Source organism: Marinobacter lacisalsi (assembly GCF_042651045.1).
GTDB lineage: Bacteria > Pseudomonadota > Gammaproteobacteria > Pseudomonadales > Oleiphilaceae > Marinobacter > Marinobacter lacisalsi.
In genome coordinates this window covers 1-16073 of record NZ_JBHSDI010000059.1, presented here as the reverse complement: position 1 = coordinate 16073, position 16073 = coordinate 1, and the positions used below count along the sequence as shown (strand labels likewise).

The 16073-nt window shown below is 60.2% G+C and carries 13 protein-coding genes; 9 read left to right on the top strand and 4 right to left on the bottom strand.

Going from position 1 to position 16073, the window contains the following annotated elements; translation table 11 throughout:
• Nucleotides 1–11: 11 nt before the first annotated feature.
• Nucleotides 12–953, bottom strand: coding sequence for an alpha/beta hydrolase (locus tag ACFOZ5_RS16360; RefSeq protein ID WP_379889260.1), 942 nt, complete (start codon nucleotides 951–953; stop codon nucleotides 12–14).
• Nucleotides 954–1183: 230 nt separating this feature from the next.
• Between ACFOZ5_RS16360 and ACFOZ5_RS16355 the strand changes: the two genes are divergently transcribed.
• The 3 genes from ACFOZ5_RS16355 to ACFOZ5_RS16345 all read left to right on the top strand — a co-directional run bounded on the left by ACFOZ5_RS16355 (nucleotide 1184) and on the right by ACFOZ5_RS16345 (nucleotide 4693).
• Nucleotides 1184–2623 (top strand): WSD1 family O-acyltransferase, encoded by a 1440-nt coding sequence (locus ACFOZ5_RS16355; RefSeq protein WP_379889258.1) that lies wholly within the window; start codon nucleotides 1184–1186, stop codon nucleotides 2621–2623.
• A gap of 176 nt (nucleotides 2624–2799) precedes the next feature.
• Nucleotides 2800–4179: a class II fumarate hydratase gene (locus tag ACFOZ5_RS16350; RefSeq protein WP_379889256.1), complete on the top strand. Its 1380-nt coding sequence runs from the start codon at nucleotides 2800–2802 to the stop codon at nucleotides 4177–4179.
• A gap of 34 nt (nucleotides 4180–4213) precedes the next feature.
• A complete protein-coding gene (locus tag ACFOZ5_RS16345) occupies nucleotides 4214–4693 on the top strand; it encodes a CDP-archaeol synthase (RefSeq protein WP_379889254.1) in 480 nt (159 codons plus the stop codon).
• A gap of 11 nt (nucleotides 4694–4704) precedes the next feature.
• Here the strand turns inward: ACFOZ5_RS16345 and ACFOZ5_RS16340 are convergent, their stop codons facing one another.
• Nucleotides 4705–5676: a metallophosphoesterase gene (locus ACFOZ5_RS16340; RefSeq protein ID WP_379889252.1), complete on the bottom strand. Its 972-nt coding sequence runs from the start codon at nucleotides 5674–5676 to the stop codon at nucleotides 4705–4707.
• Nucleotides 5677–5798: 122 nt separating this feature from the next.
• Here ACFOZ5_RS16340 and chrA point away from each other — a divergent pair, with 122 nt between their 5' ends.
• From chrA to ACFOZ5_RS16320, 4 genes are all read left to right on the top strand, one after another.
• A complete protein-coding gene (gene chrA / locus ACFOZ5_RS16335) occupies nucleotides 5799–6962 on the top strand; it encodes a chromate efflux transporter (protein WP_379889250.1) in 1164 nt (387 codons plus the stop codon).
• 168 nt (nucleotides 6963–7130) lie between these two features.
• Nucleotides 7131–7757, top strand: a complete 627-nt coding sequence (msrA, locus tag ACFOZ5_RS16330; protein WP_379889248.1) for a peptide-methionine (S)-S-oxide reductase MsrA — start codon at nucleotides 7131–7133, stop codon at nucleotides 7755–7757.
• Nucleotides 7758–7813: 56 nt separating this feature from the next.
• Nucleotides 7814–8236, top strand: a complete 423-nt coding sequence (msrB, locus tag ACFOZ5_RS16325; RefSeq protein WP_379889246.1) for a peptide-methionine (R)-S-oxide reductase MsrB — start codon at nucleotides 7814–7816, stop codon at nucleotides 8234–8236.
• 246 nt (nucleotides 8237–8482) lie between these two features.
• Entirely contained in the window at nucleotides 8483–9244 is a 762-nt protein-coding gene (locus ACFOZ5_RS16320; protein WP_379889244.1) for a lysophospholipid acyltransferase family protein, read from the top strand.
• A gap of 42 nt (nucleotides 9245–9286) precedes the next feature.
• Here the strand turns inward: ACFOZ5_RS16320 and ACFOZ5_RS16315 are convergent, their stop codons facing one another.
• Nucleotides 9287–10288: a calcium/sodium antiporter gene (locus tag ACFOZ5_RS16315; RefSeq protein ID WP_379889242.1), complete on the bottom strand. Its 1002-nt coding sequence runs from the start codon at nucleotides 10286–10288 to the stop codon at nucleotides 9287–9289.
• A 647-nt stretch (nucleotides 10289–10935) separates the two neighbouring features.
• Here ACFOZ5_RS16315 and mqo point away from each other — a divergent pair.
• Both mqo and ACFOZ5_RS16305 read left to right on the top strand, forming a co-directional pair.
• On the top strand, nucleotides 10936–12423 hold the full coding sequence (mqo, locus tag ACFOZ5_RS16310; protein WP_379889240.1) for a malate dehydrogenase (quinone): 1488 nt from the start codon (nucleotides 10936–10938) through the stop codon (nucleotides 12421–12423).
• A 133-nt stretch (nucleotides 12424–12556) separates the two neighbouring features.
• Nucleotides 12557–14587 (top strand): hypothetical protein, encoded by a 2031-nt coding sequence (locus ACFOZ5_RS16305; RefSeq protein WP_379889238.1) that lies wholly within the window; start codon nucleotides 12557–12559, stop codon nucleotides 14585–14587.
• A 91-nt stretch (nucleotides 14588–14678) separates the two neighbouring features.
• Here the strand turns inward: ACFOZ5_RS16305 and ACFOZ5_RS16300 are convergent, their stop codons facing one another.
• Nucleotides 14679–15509: a VWA domain-containing protein gene (locus ACFOZ5_RS16300; RefSeq protein ID WP_379889236.1), complete on the bottom strand. Its 831-nt coding sequence runs from the start codon at nucleotides 15507–15509 to the stop codon at nucleotides 14679–14681.
• Nucleotides 15510–16073: the final 564 nt, after the last annotated feature.

Below are 16073 nucleotides of genomic sequence, written 5' to 3'. Positions count from 1 at the left end.
CAGGCCGGCTGTTAACGGGCTGCCCCGGACTGGTCGGCGTTCCCGCCGTCGGCCACGCCCTCCAGTGGAGGAATAAATGCCTGGTCATCCAGGGCGATAAAGTGGCTGGGGGCATCGGTTTCCTGGACAGTCAGGTTAGCGCAGGCCTGGGCACTCTCCAGCATTGCACTCTTGTCCAGTATCCGGTCGGTGCCCGGGATCAGGACGGTGCCGCGACTGACATTGTCGTATATATCGGTAGGCGTGGTATCCATCCATTCCAGGACATCCTCCAGATTGCGGACGATGGTAAGGTGATCGCGGGTGGAGGAGAACAGCTTGCCGAGCAGTGTTTTCTTGCGAGGGTTCATGCGGCCGAAGAAAGTCTGGCCATAAACCGATGAGGGTGCGCTGTTGATCAGGCGGATCAGCCAGGGCCACATGCCGTGACTGACCGGTTCCAGCATCATCGTCACCAGGGCGTGGGGCCGGCCTTGGGGCAGGGCGGGGGCCTCGAGCAACAGCTCCACATCACGGAAAAGGTCCGGGCGACGGGCGGCCGCTTCGAGGATGACCGCACCGCCACGGGAATGCCCATGAACACGGACATGCTCAGAAGAGGGTAGCAGTTCCAGTGCCTGTATCAGCAATTCCGCATCGTAGCCGATGGTGCCTTCCAGTTCATTGATGGGAGACTGCCAGCAGGCGTCCTCCGGCGTCACACCGTTGACCGGAATGTGATAGTTGCTGCAGGTAAGCAGGATCAGTTCGGTCGTGGGAGCGTCGTACAGCTGGGTGAAATAGCAATGGTTTGCCAGGTAGCCATGGACGCAGATGACCGTGTGCAGCGCTTCGCCACTGTGATTGCGTACCGACACGGCACCCTCGCCAATGAGATATACCTGGCCGGAGAACATCTCCGAGTAGGCGATCTCGATGGGCTTGATCAGTTTGCGTATATGGCTTGCTTTCATGGCCACCTCCGAAGCCTGAATGGCTGGCCCTTTACCCGAGTATACGTTTACATGCCTGTTGTGGCGCAATAGTAATCTACCCGCCTGTATGGGAGTGGAGCAGGTTTCCTGCCTCTGTCACAATGCCGGATCGGTATTTTGAGACCTGATAAGCCTCTGAGTGACGCTTATCATGACTGACTTCAAAAACGTCAAAAACATAATGATCAGGAAACCCGGGATCCGACACTTTGAGTGACGCCGTAAATGACAGGGAGCCGCTGCGATTACTGCCGATGGATGCGGCGTGGCTGAACCTTGAAAGCCCGCAGAACCCGCTGACTATTACGGTGCTGATGCGCGTCGATGGGCTCAGTTTCTGGGAATTGCGTGCGTTCCTGCAGCGTTACTGGCTGACCTGGGAGCGTTTTCGCATGATGCCGGTGGAGAGGTCCTGCGGCTGGTGCTGGGAGCGTGACCGCCATTTTGATCTGGCCAATCATCTGGTTCAGGTACCGGAAGCCATGGATGAGGCGCGCCTTCAGCAGTGGGTGTCGGCGCGGTTGAACCAGCCTTTGCGCAGTAACCGGCCCCGATGGGCCTTCTGGCTGGTGCCCAATGCCAAGGGCGGGGCCGCGCTGCTGTTTCGCATCCATCATTGCTACGGTGACGGCATGTCGTTGCTGGATGTGTTTGACAGCATCTGTACCCGCTCTGCTGATGAGCGGCCCGCTACCTGCGGAAACCGTGAGCACCACACCGCGAGGCGCTGGCCTCAGGTGCTTCAGGCCTGCCGTGACGCTGTCAGTGCGGGCGTTCGCGGCTGGCGGGAGAGTTCCGGTGCCGCCGCCGGTGGTGTGTCGGGCAGCCAGCATGATGAACTGCCGGAGTCCCATCAGGCGGGTGCGATGGAGCGAGGGGTGATGGCTGGGTTGCGAGCCCTGAACGAGATGACCGGTATGGTCACCGAGGAGGAAGATACGCCCTCCACTCTCAGGCGAACGCTGTTGGGGCGTCGTCACTGCCGGTGGTCTGGCCCGCTGCCGTTACGGCGCTTCCTGTCTGTGGCCCGGCGTTATGGTTGCAGCCCCAACGATGTGCTCCTGGCCTGCGTGGCCGCAGCCATGCGAGATGCCATGGCGGTTCCTGCGCGTGTATTGAAACAGTCGGTTGTCCATGCCGCCGTTCCGGTGGATATTCGCCGGAGCCTGCCGGCCAGCCTGAGACCGGCACCGCAAATGCCCGGGAACTACTTTGGCACCGTCTTTGTGCCCCTGCCGGTGGACGGTGGTTTCGCCCTGGAGCGGCTCTGGCGCATCAAGCATGAAACCCGTCGACTCAAACGGAGCTGGCAGCCGGTTATCGCCTGGGGGTTGAGTGGTCTGGCGTCACTACTGCCGCCATCCCTGCGGCGCCCCATCGCGGACCTGTTCTACCGTAAGGCCAGTGCCGTGGTGTCCAATGTGCCCGGAACCCGTGAGCCGCGCTACCTGGCAGGGCGCCGGGTGCTTGAGCAAATGTTCTGGGTGCCCCAGGCCGGAGACATCGGTCTGGGTGTGAGTATCGTGAGCTATGCCGGTAACGTGCAGTTCGGTGTGGTGGCTGACGAGGCGGTGCTTGCTGATCCCGATGCTTTCCTGGACAGATGCGTGAAGGAGCTGGATATCCTGTCGGACAGTCCGGCGCCATGAATGTTCGATGGTTGTTATTGCTCTCCTGCCACCCTACAACTACACAGTAGGTGAAGCCCCTGGAAAACGCCGAGGCGTGGCTTCCTTTTGGATGTTAATGCTCGAGGCTGTATGGCAACGCCGGGTCCCGCCGGGGGCTGTAGACATTGGTCAATCAGGACAACAGGAGGTACGGGATGAGCGACACGCGGGTCGAGAAAGACAGCCTGGGGGAAGTTCAGGTACCGGTTAACGCGCTTTGGGGTGCCCAGACCCAGCGGGCGGTGGACAACTTTCCTGTCAGTGGGCAACCCATGCCGCCGGGCTTTATCGAGGCTGTGGTCCTGGTCAAGAAGGCGGCGGCCCAGGCCAATCACCACCTCAAGCTGCTTGATGATGATCGTTATGCCGCTATCACCAGGGCTTGCGACCGGATCCTTGAGGGTGGCCTTGAGGACCAGTTTCCGGTGGACCGTTACCAGACGGGATCGGGCACCAGCACCAACATGAACGTCAACGAGGTGATTGCCAGCCTGGCCAGTACGGATGAGCTGTCGGTCAATCCCAACGATCACGTGAACATGAGCCAGAGCTCCAATGACGTGATTCCCACAGCGATCCATGTCAGTGCCGTGAAAGCGCTCCAGACCTCGGTGCTGCCGGCCCTCACGCACCTGGAGGGGGTGATCTATGAGCGGGAAAACCTGCTCAATGGCCAGGTGAAAACCGGCCGCACTCACCTTATGGACGCCATGCCGGTCACTCTGGGGCAGGAGCTAAGGGCCTGGCGCGAGCAACTGGAAGGTGTGGGGCGGCGGCTGGAGTACAGCAGTGAGGAACTGCTCGCCGTTCCTCAGGGCGGTACCGCCGTCGGAACCGGTATCAATGCCGATACCCGATTTGCCGGCGAATTCGTCAAGGTGCTGTATCAATTGACCGGCTTCCGCTTCCGGGAGATGGAACACAAGTTTGTCGGGCAGAGTGCCATCGACGCGCCGGTGAACCTGTCGTCGCAGTATCGCGGCATGGCGATCGTGCTGACGAAGATCGCCAATGACCTGCGCTGGATGAACAGCGGACCTATTCATGGCCTGGCGGAAATCAGCCTGCCAGCCCTGCAGCCGGGCAGTTCGATCATGCCGGGCAAGGTCAACCCGGTGATTCCGGAATCTGTCGCCATGGTGTCGGCCCAGGTGATGGGCCTGGACAGCTCGGTGGCCATTGCCGGCCAGTCGGGCAACTTTCAGCTCAATGTGATGCTGCCCCTGGTGGGTGCGAACCTGCTCGACATGGGGCAGCTTCTGGCCAGTAGCGCCCACCTGCTGGGTGAAAAGGCCATCGCCGGTTTCACCGTAAACGAGGCCACCCTGGATGAGGCGGTGGGGCGTAACCCTGTTCTGGTGACCGCCCTCAATCCGGAAATTGGCTATGCCAAGGCTGCGGAAATAGCCAAGGAAGCCTACGCCAGCGGACGCTCGATCATGGATGTGGCCGAAGAGAAGAGTGGGCTGAGTCGCAGCAGGCTCGAAAAGCTGCTCGACCCGCTGGAACTCACGAAGGGTGGCCTCAAGGGCTGAGATAGATCGCAGATAGACAGGAGAATGCTGGCGGATGCTCACCGTCTGGTTGCTGGTCTTGCTGATTCTGGCGAACGGGGCACCCGTGATCGCCGCCAGGATGTTCCGCCATCGCTTCTCCTCGTCGGTTGATGGTGGTCGGCTTTGGCGGGATGGCCGCCCGGTGTTCGGGGTCAGCAAGACCTGGCGTGGGCTGGTGGCCGGTTTTGCGGCCTGTACGCTCTGTGCGCCGGTATTTGGCCTGACTCTGGCCTTCGGCGCCGTCTACGGGGCGCTGGCTCTGGGCGGAGACCTGTTAAGCAGTTTCATCAAGCGCCGTCTGAGGCTGGAGGCGAGTGCCCGGGCGACCGGTCTCGACCAGTTGCCGGAATCAGTGATCCCGGTGGTATTCGCCTGGTTGTCACTGGAATGGCCGGCCTGGCAGGCCATCGGGGTGGTGCTGATGTTTGTTGCCGGCAATATGCTGACGTCACCTTTGCTCTTTCGGCTGGGTATTCGTAAAAGGCCTCATTAGCTTCCGGCTGACTATTCCGGTCCCTGTGTCAGCTCATGTATCGTCACCTCCGGCGGGCAGTTAAGGCGCACGTTGACGACGGAGGTGCCGGCACCGGGCGAGGTATAGCCCTGCATGCCGTTGTGTCGCCAGTAACCCCTGCCCATGGCGCGCGGGCAGTCAGCATCCAGGGTTACGGGAAAACCCCCGGGCAGGCAGATCTGACCGCCGTGGGTATGGCCGCAAAGAAACAGGTCGTAGCCGGCATGGGCGGCTTCCCGCCAGATCTCCGGGCTGTGGCTGAGCAACAATGACACCGCCCCGTCTGGTATGTCGTCACCGGCCCGTTGCAGGTTGTGCACCTTGTAGAAATGGGGGTCGTCGACACCGGCGATGTAGAGGATCTGGTCATCCCGACGGATGCTCTGGTGCTCGTTCAGCAGGAGCCTGAAACCCATGTCCTCAAGTCCGGGTACCATGCGGATGCTGTCGTGATTTCCCAGTACGGCCAGGGCCTCGCCCCGGATTGCCTCCCGCAGCCTCGCCATGCCTTCAAGGGCGGCATCCACCGGGCCCCAGGTCAGCTTTCGGTAATCTCCGGTCAATACACACAGGTCATACTCCAGTGGTTCGATCTGCCGGATGACGGCCTCCAGGTTGGCCGGATCCATATCGACGTGCAGATCGGTGAGGTGGAGGATCCGGAAACCTTCGAACGCCGGCGGCAGGGAGGCGATCCGGAAGGTGTGTTCAACGGTTTTCAGGACGCGGCTGTTGGCCTGGCCCCGGCCAAGCAGGCCGGAGAGTTTAAGGCAGGTCCGTATGAAGCCATGGGCTGAATAGAGGTTCTCGAGATGGAAGGAACGGTGATCACGGCCGGTCACCCATTGTTCTGATTCATTCTCGATACTCAGCCGTTGACGGGCGTGTACAGGCCCCATCCGAAGGCTCAGCCGGTATCGCAATAGGTCATCGTCGTTGGGTACAGGCGCCTGTGCTGTCATGGAATCGGTGCCCACCTCCGTCGGTTTTCCTGTCGTAAGGACAACAGTATGGTTCCTGAACCGCGTGCCGACAAATGTCATTTATCATTAACCCGGACCGGAAATAGCGGAGATTCGATAGCGTGAGCGAAGTGACGACGTTCCGTGAAGTGTTCAAGGTATTCCTCCGACTGGGACTGACGTCCTTTGGCGGCCCGGCGGCGCATCTTGGCTATTTCCACGATGAATTCGTGCGTCGCCGCCAGTGGCTGAGCGAGAGCGCCTATGGCGAGGTGGTGGCGCTCTGCCAATTACTGCCTGGGCCGGCATCAAGCCAGGTGGGGCTGGCCATCGGTTTTTTGAGGGGCAGCTACCGTGGGGCGCTGGCTGCGTGGCTGGCCTTTACCCTGCCTTCTGCCGTGCTGATGACCCTATTTGCGCTGGGGCTTGGTGTATGGCCCGGGGCAGCACAGGGCGGCTGGGTGGCCGGGCTGAAGCTGTTTGTGGTGGCAGTGGTAGCACAGGCTGTGTGGCAGATGGGGCGCACCCTGTGTCCGGACCGGGTACGCCAGGGGCTGGCGGTGCTGGTGGCCGTGATCCTGCTGGTGGCAGGCTCTGCCGCCATGCAACTGGTGGCCCTGGGAATTTCCGGAGTGGCCGGGCTGGCGCTGCGGGTACCGCCCGGCGACCGACAGGCGGTATTGTCACTTCCGGTTCAGGGGCGTCGTCCGATGGTGTTCCTGATGCTCTTTGCGCTACTTCTATTGATGTCGTTCCTGCCGATGCAGGCAGGAACACAGAGCTGGCTGGCGGCCGAGATGTACCGCTCAGGGGCGCTGGTCTTTGGTGGCGGGCATGTGGTGTTGCCCTGGCTTGAAGAGGGGTTTGTTGCCTCGGGCCAGGTCACGGCTGATACTTTCCTGGCGGGATATGGCGCGGCCCAGGCTGTGCCAGGCCCGCTGTTCACTTTTTCAGCGTTTCTGGGGGGCGCTGTTGGCGGGATTCCCGGGAGTATCGTGGCATTGGTCTCGGTGTTCCTGCCCGGCGTGTTGCTGGTTTTTGCCGGACTTCCCCTCTGGCAGTGGCTGCGTCAACATGATCAGGCCCGCTCGATGCTGGCCGGTGTGAACGCTGGCGTTGTGGGGCTGCTGCTGGCGGCGCTCTTTGATCCGGTATGGACCTCAGCCGTACATTCACCTGCAGGGGTGGCGTTTGTATTGGCCGCCTGGTGGGCGCTGGCCGTGGTCAGGGTGCCGGTCTGGTTGCTGGCGCCGGGCAGTGCTGCACTGGGAGCCGCGTTTTTCTGAGGGGCAGGTTTCAGTTCTTGGGACGACCTGTTCACAGGGCTGTTAATACGACTGGCGCTATGTAACCAAACGTTACAGAATGGCAACTGAGAGAGTGCAGCTTTCCCCGTCCACGGAACCTGGCAGGGGGTTTGGCTGTCGAAAGCGCTGAACAGAAGGAGTCAGGTAATGAGTATGACCTGTAGCGTTCCCGGATTGACTGTCCCCCGGAGCCGTTTCCCGGTTCCCGGGCATGATCTGGTGTCAGAGGGGGCCGGCCTTTCCACTACCGTTTTTGCCGGTGGCTGTTTCTGGTGTGTGGAAGCCGTCTTTATGGCGCTGGACGGCGTTCACGGTGTTGTTTCGGGCTACACTGGTGGTGACCGCGAGTCTGCCAGCTACGAAGCCGTTTGTACTGGCACGACCGGGCATGCAGAGGCGGTGGAAATTCAGTACGATCCAACGGTGATCAGTTACGGTGAATTGCTGCGGGTCTTTTTCTCCGTGGCTCACGATCCGACCCAACTGAACCGGCAGGGCAATGATCGCGGTCCTCAGTATCGTTCTGCGATTTTCTTTTCGTCACCGGAAGAAAAACGGGTTGCCGAAGACTATATTCGCCAGATCGATGCATCGGGCGTGTATCCGGACCCGGTGGTCACCACGCTTGAGCCGCTGGACACATTCTATCCGGCGGAAGAGTATCATCAGAATTTTGCCGGAAAGCATCCCCAGCAACCGTATATTATGGCGGTGGCTGCTCCCAAGCTGAGAAAGGTCAGGGAAGTCTATCCGGACAGGTTGAAGAAGGCCTGATCCGGCGACGACCTGAGGAGGGGCATGCGATCCGGCCTGTCAACAGAGGTTAAGCCATGACCCAATCCGCTTCAGGGTATGATCTGACTCCACTATCCCCCCAGGAGGTCGACCGTCTTGCCGCCGACCTCACCGGCGAAGAGCGCACCGTGCTGCTGGACCACGGCACCGAGAGGCCGTTCTGCGGCACTCTGCTGGATAACAAGCAGAGCGGTGCCTACCATTGTCGTCTGTGCGACCTGCCGCTGTTCAGCTCCCGGTCCAAGTTCGATTCCGGAACTGGCTGGCCAAGCTTCTTCGAGCCGTATGATCCGGAGCATATTCGCTATCTGGATGACAGCAGCCTCGGCATGACCCGTACCGAAATCCGTTGCCCTCGCTGTGACAGTCACCTGGGCCATGTATTCCCGGACGGGCCTCCACCGACTGGCCAGCGTTACTGCCTGAACTCTGTTGCGATGATTTTCCGCCCGGAATAGGCAAGCTGTAAGCGTCGCGTTACTCGCCCTGACGCTTCCTGCGCCAAATCCGCCACGACCACCGATCCATGTTTGTGGTGGATGGAGCCATGTTCAGCTGCCTGAACCATGCGGATGTTCAAGGAACCGGCCACAGGTCCTTGGATCACGGTTGCTGACCCGGGCTATAATCTCCGGCTTTTCCCACCAGCGTCCTGAATGGTTGACGAACCTTGCAGGATGCCAGCCCGGCAGGAGCTGCCAGTTATGCGACTCAGATCCAATCCCCTCACCGAATCCGCCACCCTGTTGCGGCGGGTGGCCGTGATTCTCGGCTCCTTCGGACTGACCGCTCTCTACAGCCTGCTGGTGCTGGGCCGGGCAGCGATCCGTCGGCTTGACCGGGAGACCGTTGATGCCTACACCCGGGGCTGGTCAACCACGCTGCTACACATGGTCCGGGTGAACCTCACCGTTCGGGGGGAAATACCGGAGTTTGGTGATGGGCGGCGGTATATCATCATGAGCACCCATGCCAGCCAGTACGACATCCCGGTTACGTTCGTGTCCATGCCTGGTTCGGTCCGCATGCTGGCCAAAAAAGAGATGTTCGGCATTCCGCTGCTGGGCGCAGCCATGAAAGCGGCGGAGTTTCCATCTATTGACCGCCACAACCGCCACCGTGCGGTCCAGGACCTCGCTCGCGCCCGCGCCATGATGGAGAGCGGGATTGTGCTGTGGGCCGCCCCGGAGGGTACCCGCTCACCGGACGCCCGCCTGCAACCGTTCAAGAAAGGGTGTTTCCATCTGGCACTGGACACTGAAGCGATCATCGTGCCCATGGCCATCCGCGGCGTGCATCGGGTGTTACAGGCCCGAAGCTGGAAGATTAACCTGGGTCAACCGGTGGAAGTCAAAGTTGGTACACCCATTGATACTTCAGGCATGACCAAGGACCAGGTGCCAGAACTGATGACGCAGGTGCGCGGTCAGCTCGAGGAACTGCTGGGTGATGGTGAGGCGGGCTAGTGTGCCGGTTCAGCGGATCTGCATCAGCTCGCCTGCGGGACACTAGAGAGCCGGAAGCCCGGTCGCCCTGGCGGCACTGACGACGGTGGAGGCAAGATAACCGGTATAACCGATATAGGCCGCCAGCAATACAGCCCCTTCCCATCGCAGGATAATGCGCCTGCCGCCGAAGACTCCGTAGCCCATCAGGAACAGTGCCACCGTTACCGCCAGCATCACCGACCAGTCCCGGTAGAGCACGACGGCGTCTGGGGTCATTGGGGCGATGGCGGAGGCCATTCCCACTACGGCAAGGGTATTGAAAATACCGGAGCCAAGAATATTGCCCAGAATCAGGTCATGCTCGTTTTTGCGCACGGACGCAATGCCGGCAGCCAGCTCCGGCAGTGAGGTACCAATGGCAACGATAGTCAGACCGATGATCAGATCGCTCACCCCCAGGGTCTGGGCCACGTAGACGGCGCCCCAGACCAGCATCCGCGAACTCACCAGCAAGAGCACCAGCCCGACGACCAGCCACATTATGGCCCGGGGCAGAGGCATGGGGTGACTCGCCAACTCTTTCTCGGTGTCTCCGCTAAGGGTATCGGTCTTGCCGCGGATGCCCTGAAAAATGGACCAACCCATGACAACGGCGAACACGCCGATCAGTACCCAGCCATCGAATCGGGTGAGCTCGCCGTCCAGCAGCTGCCAGCCAGCCAGCAGCGTGATGCCGATCAGGATCGGGAGTTCCTTGCGCAGGATCTGGGAGTGAACTTCTATGGGGCTGACCAGAGCCACCAGCCCCACGATCAGGGCAATATTGGTGATGTTGGAGCCATAGGCATTGCCCAGGGCCAGGCCCGGGTTGCCGTCAGTCGCGGCAATGGCGGACACGGCGAGCTCCGGAGCGGATGTGCCAAAGCCAATAACCACCATACCGATCAGCAGTGGCGGCATGCCCAGGTGAGCAGCGGTGGCCGCAGCGCCGTCCACGAAGCGGTCGGCGCTCCAGACCAGCAGGACCAGGCCTGCGATAATGGCGAGCAAAGCGAGCAGCATCGAAGTTTCCTGTGTTGGAGGCCCGTGACCGAGCAGAAGACTGAACGGGCTGATGATTCCTGTCGTATCTATCGGTGGCAGACGTTACCGTAAAAGCGCTTCAAAGGTAAGCACCCGGTAATCCCCTATGGCGAGGAGGGGCCCTTTTCCCCACCATCCGACTAAAGTTGCGGTGACTGCGTACGTGTTGGTACGCATGATATGGGCTCAACCGTCCTCGGTGTAACGGGCATTCGAAGAGCGCGCCTATCACGTGGCAGATAGTTGGCATGCTCAGCATTTTATTATCCTCGCTGAAACGGGGATAATGTCACACTTTTCGGGCACTGCTGCTGATCGTGGCGGCCCGACAGGTTCGATAACTCGCTAAGGTGATTAGTGTCCCGTTTGGTTAATTCGTTGACCTACTGCGTGACGCTGGGGCCTCTGGCCAAGGCGCCAGTCCGAAGGTGTGGTGGTTCCACATCAAGGGCTGGCAACACCGGCCAGAGGCCCCAGTGTCACGCCCTTCGGGAGCCACTGAGAGCCTTGATAGCCGCGTTGCGCTGACTTGATTTGGAACCACCAAACCTTCGCCACCGCGCCTTGCTCTCAAGGCTCTCAGTGGCTCAGTAGATCAACGAATTAATCAAACGGGACACTTGAAAATGGCTGTAAGACAGGCAGACGTAGTGCTGGTCGGAGGTGGCGTCATGAGCGCCACTCTCGGCATGATGCTCAGGCAACTGGATCCGTCCCTGGACATCGTCATGGTTGAACGTCTCGATCACGTTGCCCATGAAAGCACGGATGGATGGAATAATGCAGGTACCGGTCATGCCGGCTACTGCGAGCTCAATTATACCCCCGAAGGTGATGACGGTGACGTGGCCATTGACCGGGCACTGACCATCAATGCGTCCTTTGAGATCTCTCTCCAGCTCTGGTCCTGGCTGGTGGAGCAGGGCATGCTCCCGGACCCGAAGTCCTTCATCAACCGTACGCCGCACATGAGCTTTGTGTGGGGCGATGACAGCGTGGCGTTTCTCAAGCGCCGGTTCGAGAAGCTCAAGGGCCATCATCTGTTCCGCGAGATGGAGTACACCGAATCTCCGGATGTGCTCAAGCAGTGGATGCCACTGGTGGTCGACAACCGTGACCCCATGCAGAAAGTCGCTGCCACTCGTATCGGCCATGGCGCGGATGTGGATTTTGGCTCTCTCACCCGCAGCATGGTGAAGCACCTGGAGAGTACCGAGAATTTCGAGCTGATGCTCGGCTGCCCGGTGCAGGACCTGTCCAGGCGCAAGAACGGTCGCTGGAAAGTGGAGGTCAAGGACCAGAAAACCGGAGAGCGCAAGAAGCTGGAAGCTGGTTTCGTATTCCTGGGTGCCGGCGGTGGTGCCCTGCCCATGCTGCAGAAATCGGACATTGATGAGTCCAAGGGTTATGGTGGCTTCCCGGTCAGCGGCCAGTGGCTGGTTTGCCAGAAGCCCGATATTGTCGAGCAGCACCGGGCCAAGGTGTATGGCAAGGCACCCATTGGTGCGCCGCCCATGTCGGTGCCCCATCTGGACACCCGGATTATCAATGGCAAGCCCGCGTTGCTGTTCGGCCCCTTTGCCGGGTTTACCACCCGCTTCCTCAAACAGGGATCGATTTTCGACCTGTTCGGTTCGGTCAAGCCCACTAACCTGCGACCCATGCTGTCCGTGAGCCGGACCAATATGGATCTGACCCGCTACCTGATCGGCGAAGTGTTCCAGTCACATGGTGACCGGGTTGCGGCTTTGCGTAACTTCTTTCCCAATGCGCGGGAAGAGGACTGGAAACTGCAGGATGCGGGTCAACGGGTACAGATCATCAAGAAAGCCAAGGGTGGCGGCGGCAAGCTGGAGTTCGGTACCGAAATCGTTGCCGCGAAGGATGGCACTCTGGCTGCCTTGCTGGGGGCCTCCCCGGGCGCGTCTACCGCGGCCCATGCAATGCTGGACGTGATCCACCGTTGTTTCCCGGAGCGGGTCAAGACGGAGGAATGGCAGGCACGCCTGCGAGAGCTGATTCCGTCCTATGGTGAGTCCCTTGTGGACAATGACGAACTTCTGACCCGGGTGCGTGAGCGCACGCTCAATACCCTTCGCCTGAAGGAAGACTGACCCGCCCTCTGGCTATTGTGTCGTCTGGCCTCTTTGTGATGCAGTAACATAATGCATCACAGGAGGCGGTGGACTTCTATGTATAATCAACCTGAAGCACTGATACAGGGCAAACGCCCTAAGGATTTCAGGTTTGACCAACAACAATGAAAACTCGCCATCGGACGATAGCCAACAGGAACTGGCGACCAGGGTCCGGCAGTTGGACGACGCCCTGGAACTGGTCACCGTGAGCCTGGCCATCACCCGCCCCGCGAAGATACCCGGCCTGTACGAGAGTGTGCGGGAAGTGCTGATGCTTGAAGGCGGTTGCGCCGCGGTCGAGGCGCGGGCCGAGGCGATCGAGCGCTGCGGAATTTTTGAAGGATCGGACTGGGCGCACCCCCAGATCCTGATTCCGTCACTGACCACCTATTCACTGCGTAGCCCGCAGATGGAAACGGTCGTGGTCGAGGCGCTCAGCGAGCTGCGTCTGCTGGCGGTGGCCAAGGGGGGCTACCAGCATCCCCAGCTATCCGCGGAACAGGCTCACCATTACCTGGCGCAGGTGCTGGCCATCAACCTGGAGTTACTGTTCGGTGTGCCCACGGAGGCTGAGCGGGAGCAGCAGGGGCGGTTGGCCACGATCAGTCGCGGTGTCATCCGCCATCTGGCGGAGCGTATTGGCTATGAACACATTATTGACCGGCTGATCGACGAGATCTGGCGGGTGCTGAACCAGCGTCCGATCCAGGTGGCGGGGGTTCATCAGATGATCACCCAGATAGCCATCTGCCGCAATAATCCCGATATTGATCTCGGGGGCAGCGGCAGTGGCGCCGACCGGCTGGTCAGCAGTCTGTTCGGGCCGACCCAGGCCTGTCGCGAAGACCCGGGAATAGACATCTATCGTGAGCGGCTGGCCGCCATGGACAACGCCGCCCTGCAGAGTGAGGCCACCGGCTGTGCCCGGGCCATGCACGATACCGGGCTGGTGTCGCCCTACCATGGCGAACTGGTCCGCTACCTGCTGGAGCACGCTTCGACCCTGCTCTCCGAAGCGCTGGGGCTTTCCAGCACGGGGCGCGATTGTCTGTTGTGTTACCAGGATCTGGTGCACGCATTAATCCAGCAGGGTATCTACCCGCAAACCTGCCAGGGCCTTTACGGTCTGGCCCTAATGCTGGAGCGGGGGATTCTCTACCAGCCCCCGGTGGCTCCGGCGCTATGGCGTCAGGTGCAGCTTCCCCTGTCGCCCTACAACCGTGAGCGGATAGCGCTGGCCTATGGTGGGGGGGCGGAGCCCCGTGCCTGGCTGATTCAGGGTGTGCTGTCCATGCTTGGTCAGCCGTTGGGGGTGGGGCAGGGCAACAACCCCACCTGCCAATCAGCCCGGGCCCTGTCGATGTGGGCCTACAACGACCCCGACTACTTGCTGCAGATGGTTGCCTGGGCTGCCCGGGATGACGAGATCATCATGCATTTCGAGGGGCAGCCGGTGTCGTCCCGCATGAGTGGTACCGGCGTTGCCGCTGAAATCACGCTCGACCTTGATCCGGTGTCCCTGCTGGTTGTGCCCCACCTGGACCGGATATACGCAGAAATGGGCCGACTCTGTGTCGGGCGCGAGGGCGATCCCCATCGCTGGGTAAATCCCGAGTTCCATGGCTGGTGGTCCGGGCGCGGTTTCCGTATCAATGTGGACGTCGCCACCGGTCAGCTGGAGGATCTTGAGGGCTTTCTGCGCCACTTCTATGTGAGCTATCACCCCTACTACAACGGCAATCAACCGTTGATTCATCCCCAGCCAGCTGGCATTGCGGTGACGGACAGTGCCGCGCGGTTTATCGGATGGCATGCTATCACCGTCTTGCGGGTAGCCCTGGACCAGCAGGAGCGGATGCGGGTCTATTTCTTCAACCCCAACAACGACAGTGGTCAGAATTGGGGCGACGATATCGTCGTCAGTACATCGGGCAACGGTGAACGTTTCGGTGAGGCCTCGCTGCCCTTCGAGGAGTTTGCATCGCGATTGTATATCTTCCACTTCGATCCACTTGAGCGGGGCAATCCGGAGGCAGTGTCTGCGCAGGAAATCGAACGGATTACGGCGCTGGTACACCGAAGTTGGGGCGCCGACCGTATTGATGGAGAGGCGATGCAGGCCAGCCCGGGGCCGGGCTGAAGGGGGCGAGTCGTTCAGGGAAAACGAAAAAGGCCGGAGCCAAGGGCTCCGGCCTTTCTGCTTCTTCTGAGCGGGAATTAACCCTTCAGGTTCAGGCTGCGGCAGCCTTCCGGCGACGGATGGCTACCAGACCACTCAGGCCGAGGCCCAGCAGGGCAAAGGCGGAAGGTTCGGCAACCGGGTTGCTGCTTCCGTTACAGGCCGGGTCGGTGGGGTTCAGGTCACAGAAATCCAGGGTTTCCTTGAGCTTGGCGTTGGCAAAATAGGTCACGAAATCTTCAATCGTGTCCTGGTCGGTCGTGTTAAACGCAGTGAGATCGAATACCGAGCCGCCGTGGTCGGTAATCAGCGTCTCATAGGAGTAGGTGGTGCTAGTGCCGGACAGAACACCGTTATACAGTGCGTTATTGTCGTCGAGAGCGCCATCGGCCGCGGCTTCATCAACGGCGCTGCCGTCAATGGTTCCGTATGACGAGCTGTTGTATGAGTCGTGCGGCTCATCCGTCAGGATAATAATGTTTTTCACCGCATTGGAGCGGAACGAGAAAAGGTCGCTTTGGCCGTCCAGGGCATTCAGGGCGAAAGCGGTGGCGGTATAGCCAGGCTCTCTGCTACCGCCGGCCGTCAGGCTTCCTGCTGCGGTAGAGAAGCTGCTGACGTCGGTCAGATCGGTGACCATACGCGGGGCTGCGTTATAGTCGCCATAGCCCACTAGGCCGTAGTTGGCGTTAACCTGACCGGTGCCGGTCAGAATGCTCGCGAACAGACCAATATTGTTGCGCAGGTTCTGCTGGACAGTGCCCATCGAGCCGGACTCATCCACCACGAACACAATATCGCTGAGGATGGGGGCCGCACTCAGGGGTGCAGCAAAGATGGCGCCACACAGCGTTAGCGCAGCGACTAGCTTATTCGATTTCATATTCAGACCTCCCAGTCTTCCTGTTCCAGATAAATCAGAAATGAGAGCAGGGCCTTTGGCCCGAACTCCCGCGCACACATGCAGTTATCAGGCCATACAAAGATACTGCAGGTCATATCGGGAGTTAGAGCAGATGGTCAGGGTCTGAAAGCCTATTGTCATTACATACATGTAAATTATATCGACGCTGGGTGTGGCCTGGTGGATATCGCTGTACGCAACCCCTTTTTTCCGACGCCCGTGGTTCTGTGATGTCTCAGATAGGCCGGGGCAAAAAATCCTATGGGGACCACCGGTAGGAGAAACATGTAAAGCGAACCGACGGGAAGGTCTATGACTCCGGTGGGGTTGTGGTGATGCGATTGATTCGGGGCTGGTTTTCCGGCCCGCTCCCACAAGATGCGTGACGGATTTTCTCGTAGTCATTACGTGGACGGGACTCAGCCGGGTATTTTTTCTGTGACCCGTCCTAAAATACGTTGACGGTTTTTGTTGAAGCCAGCGCCTTATGGGGGCTGGCTTTTTCATGTACCTCTTGGGGCGTTTTCATGCCCAGGCTGAGGT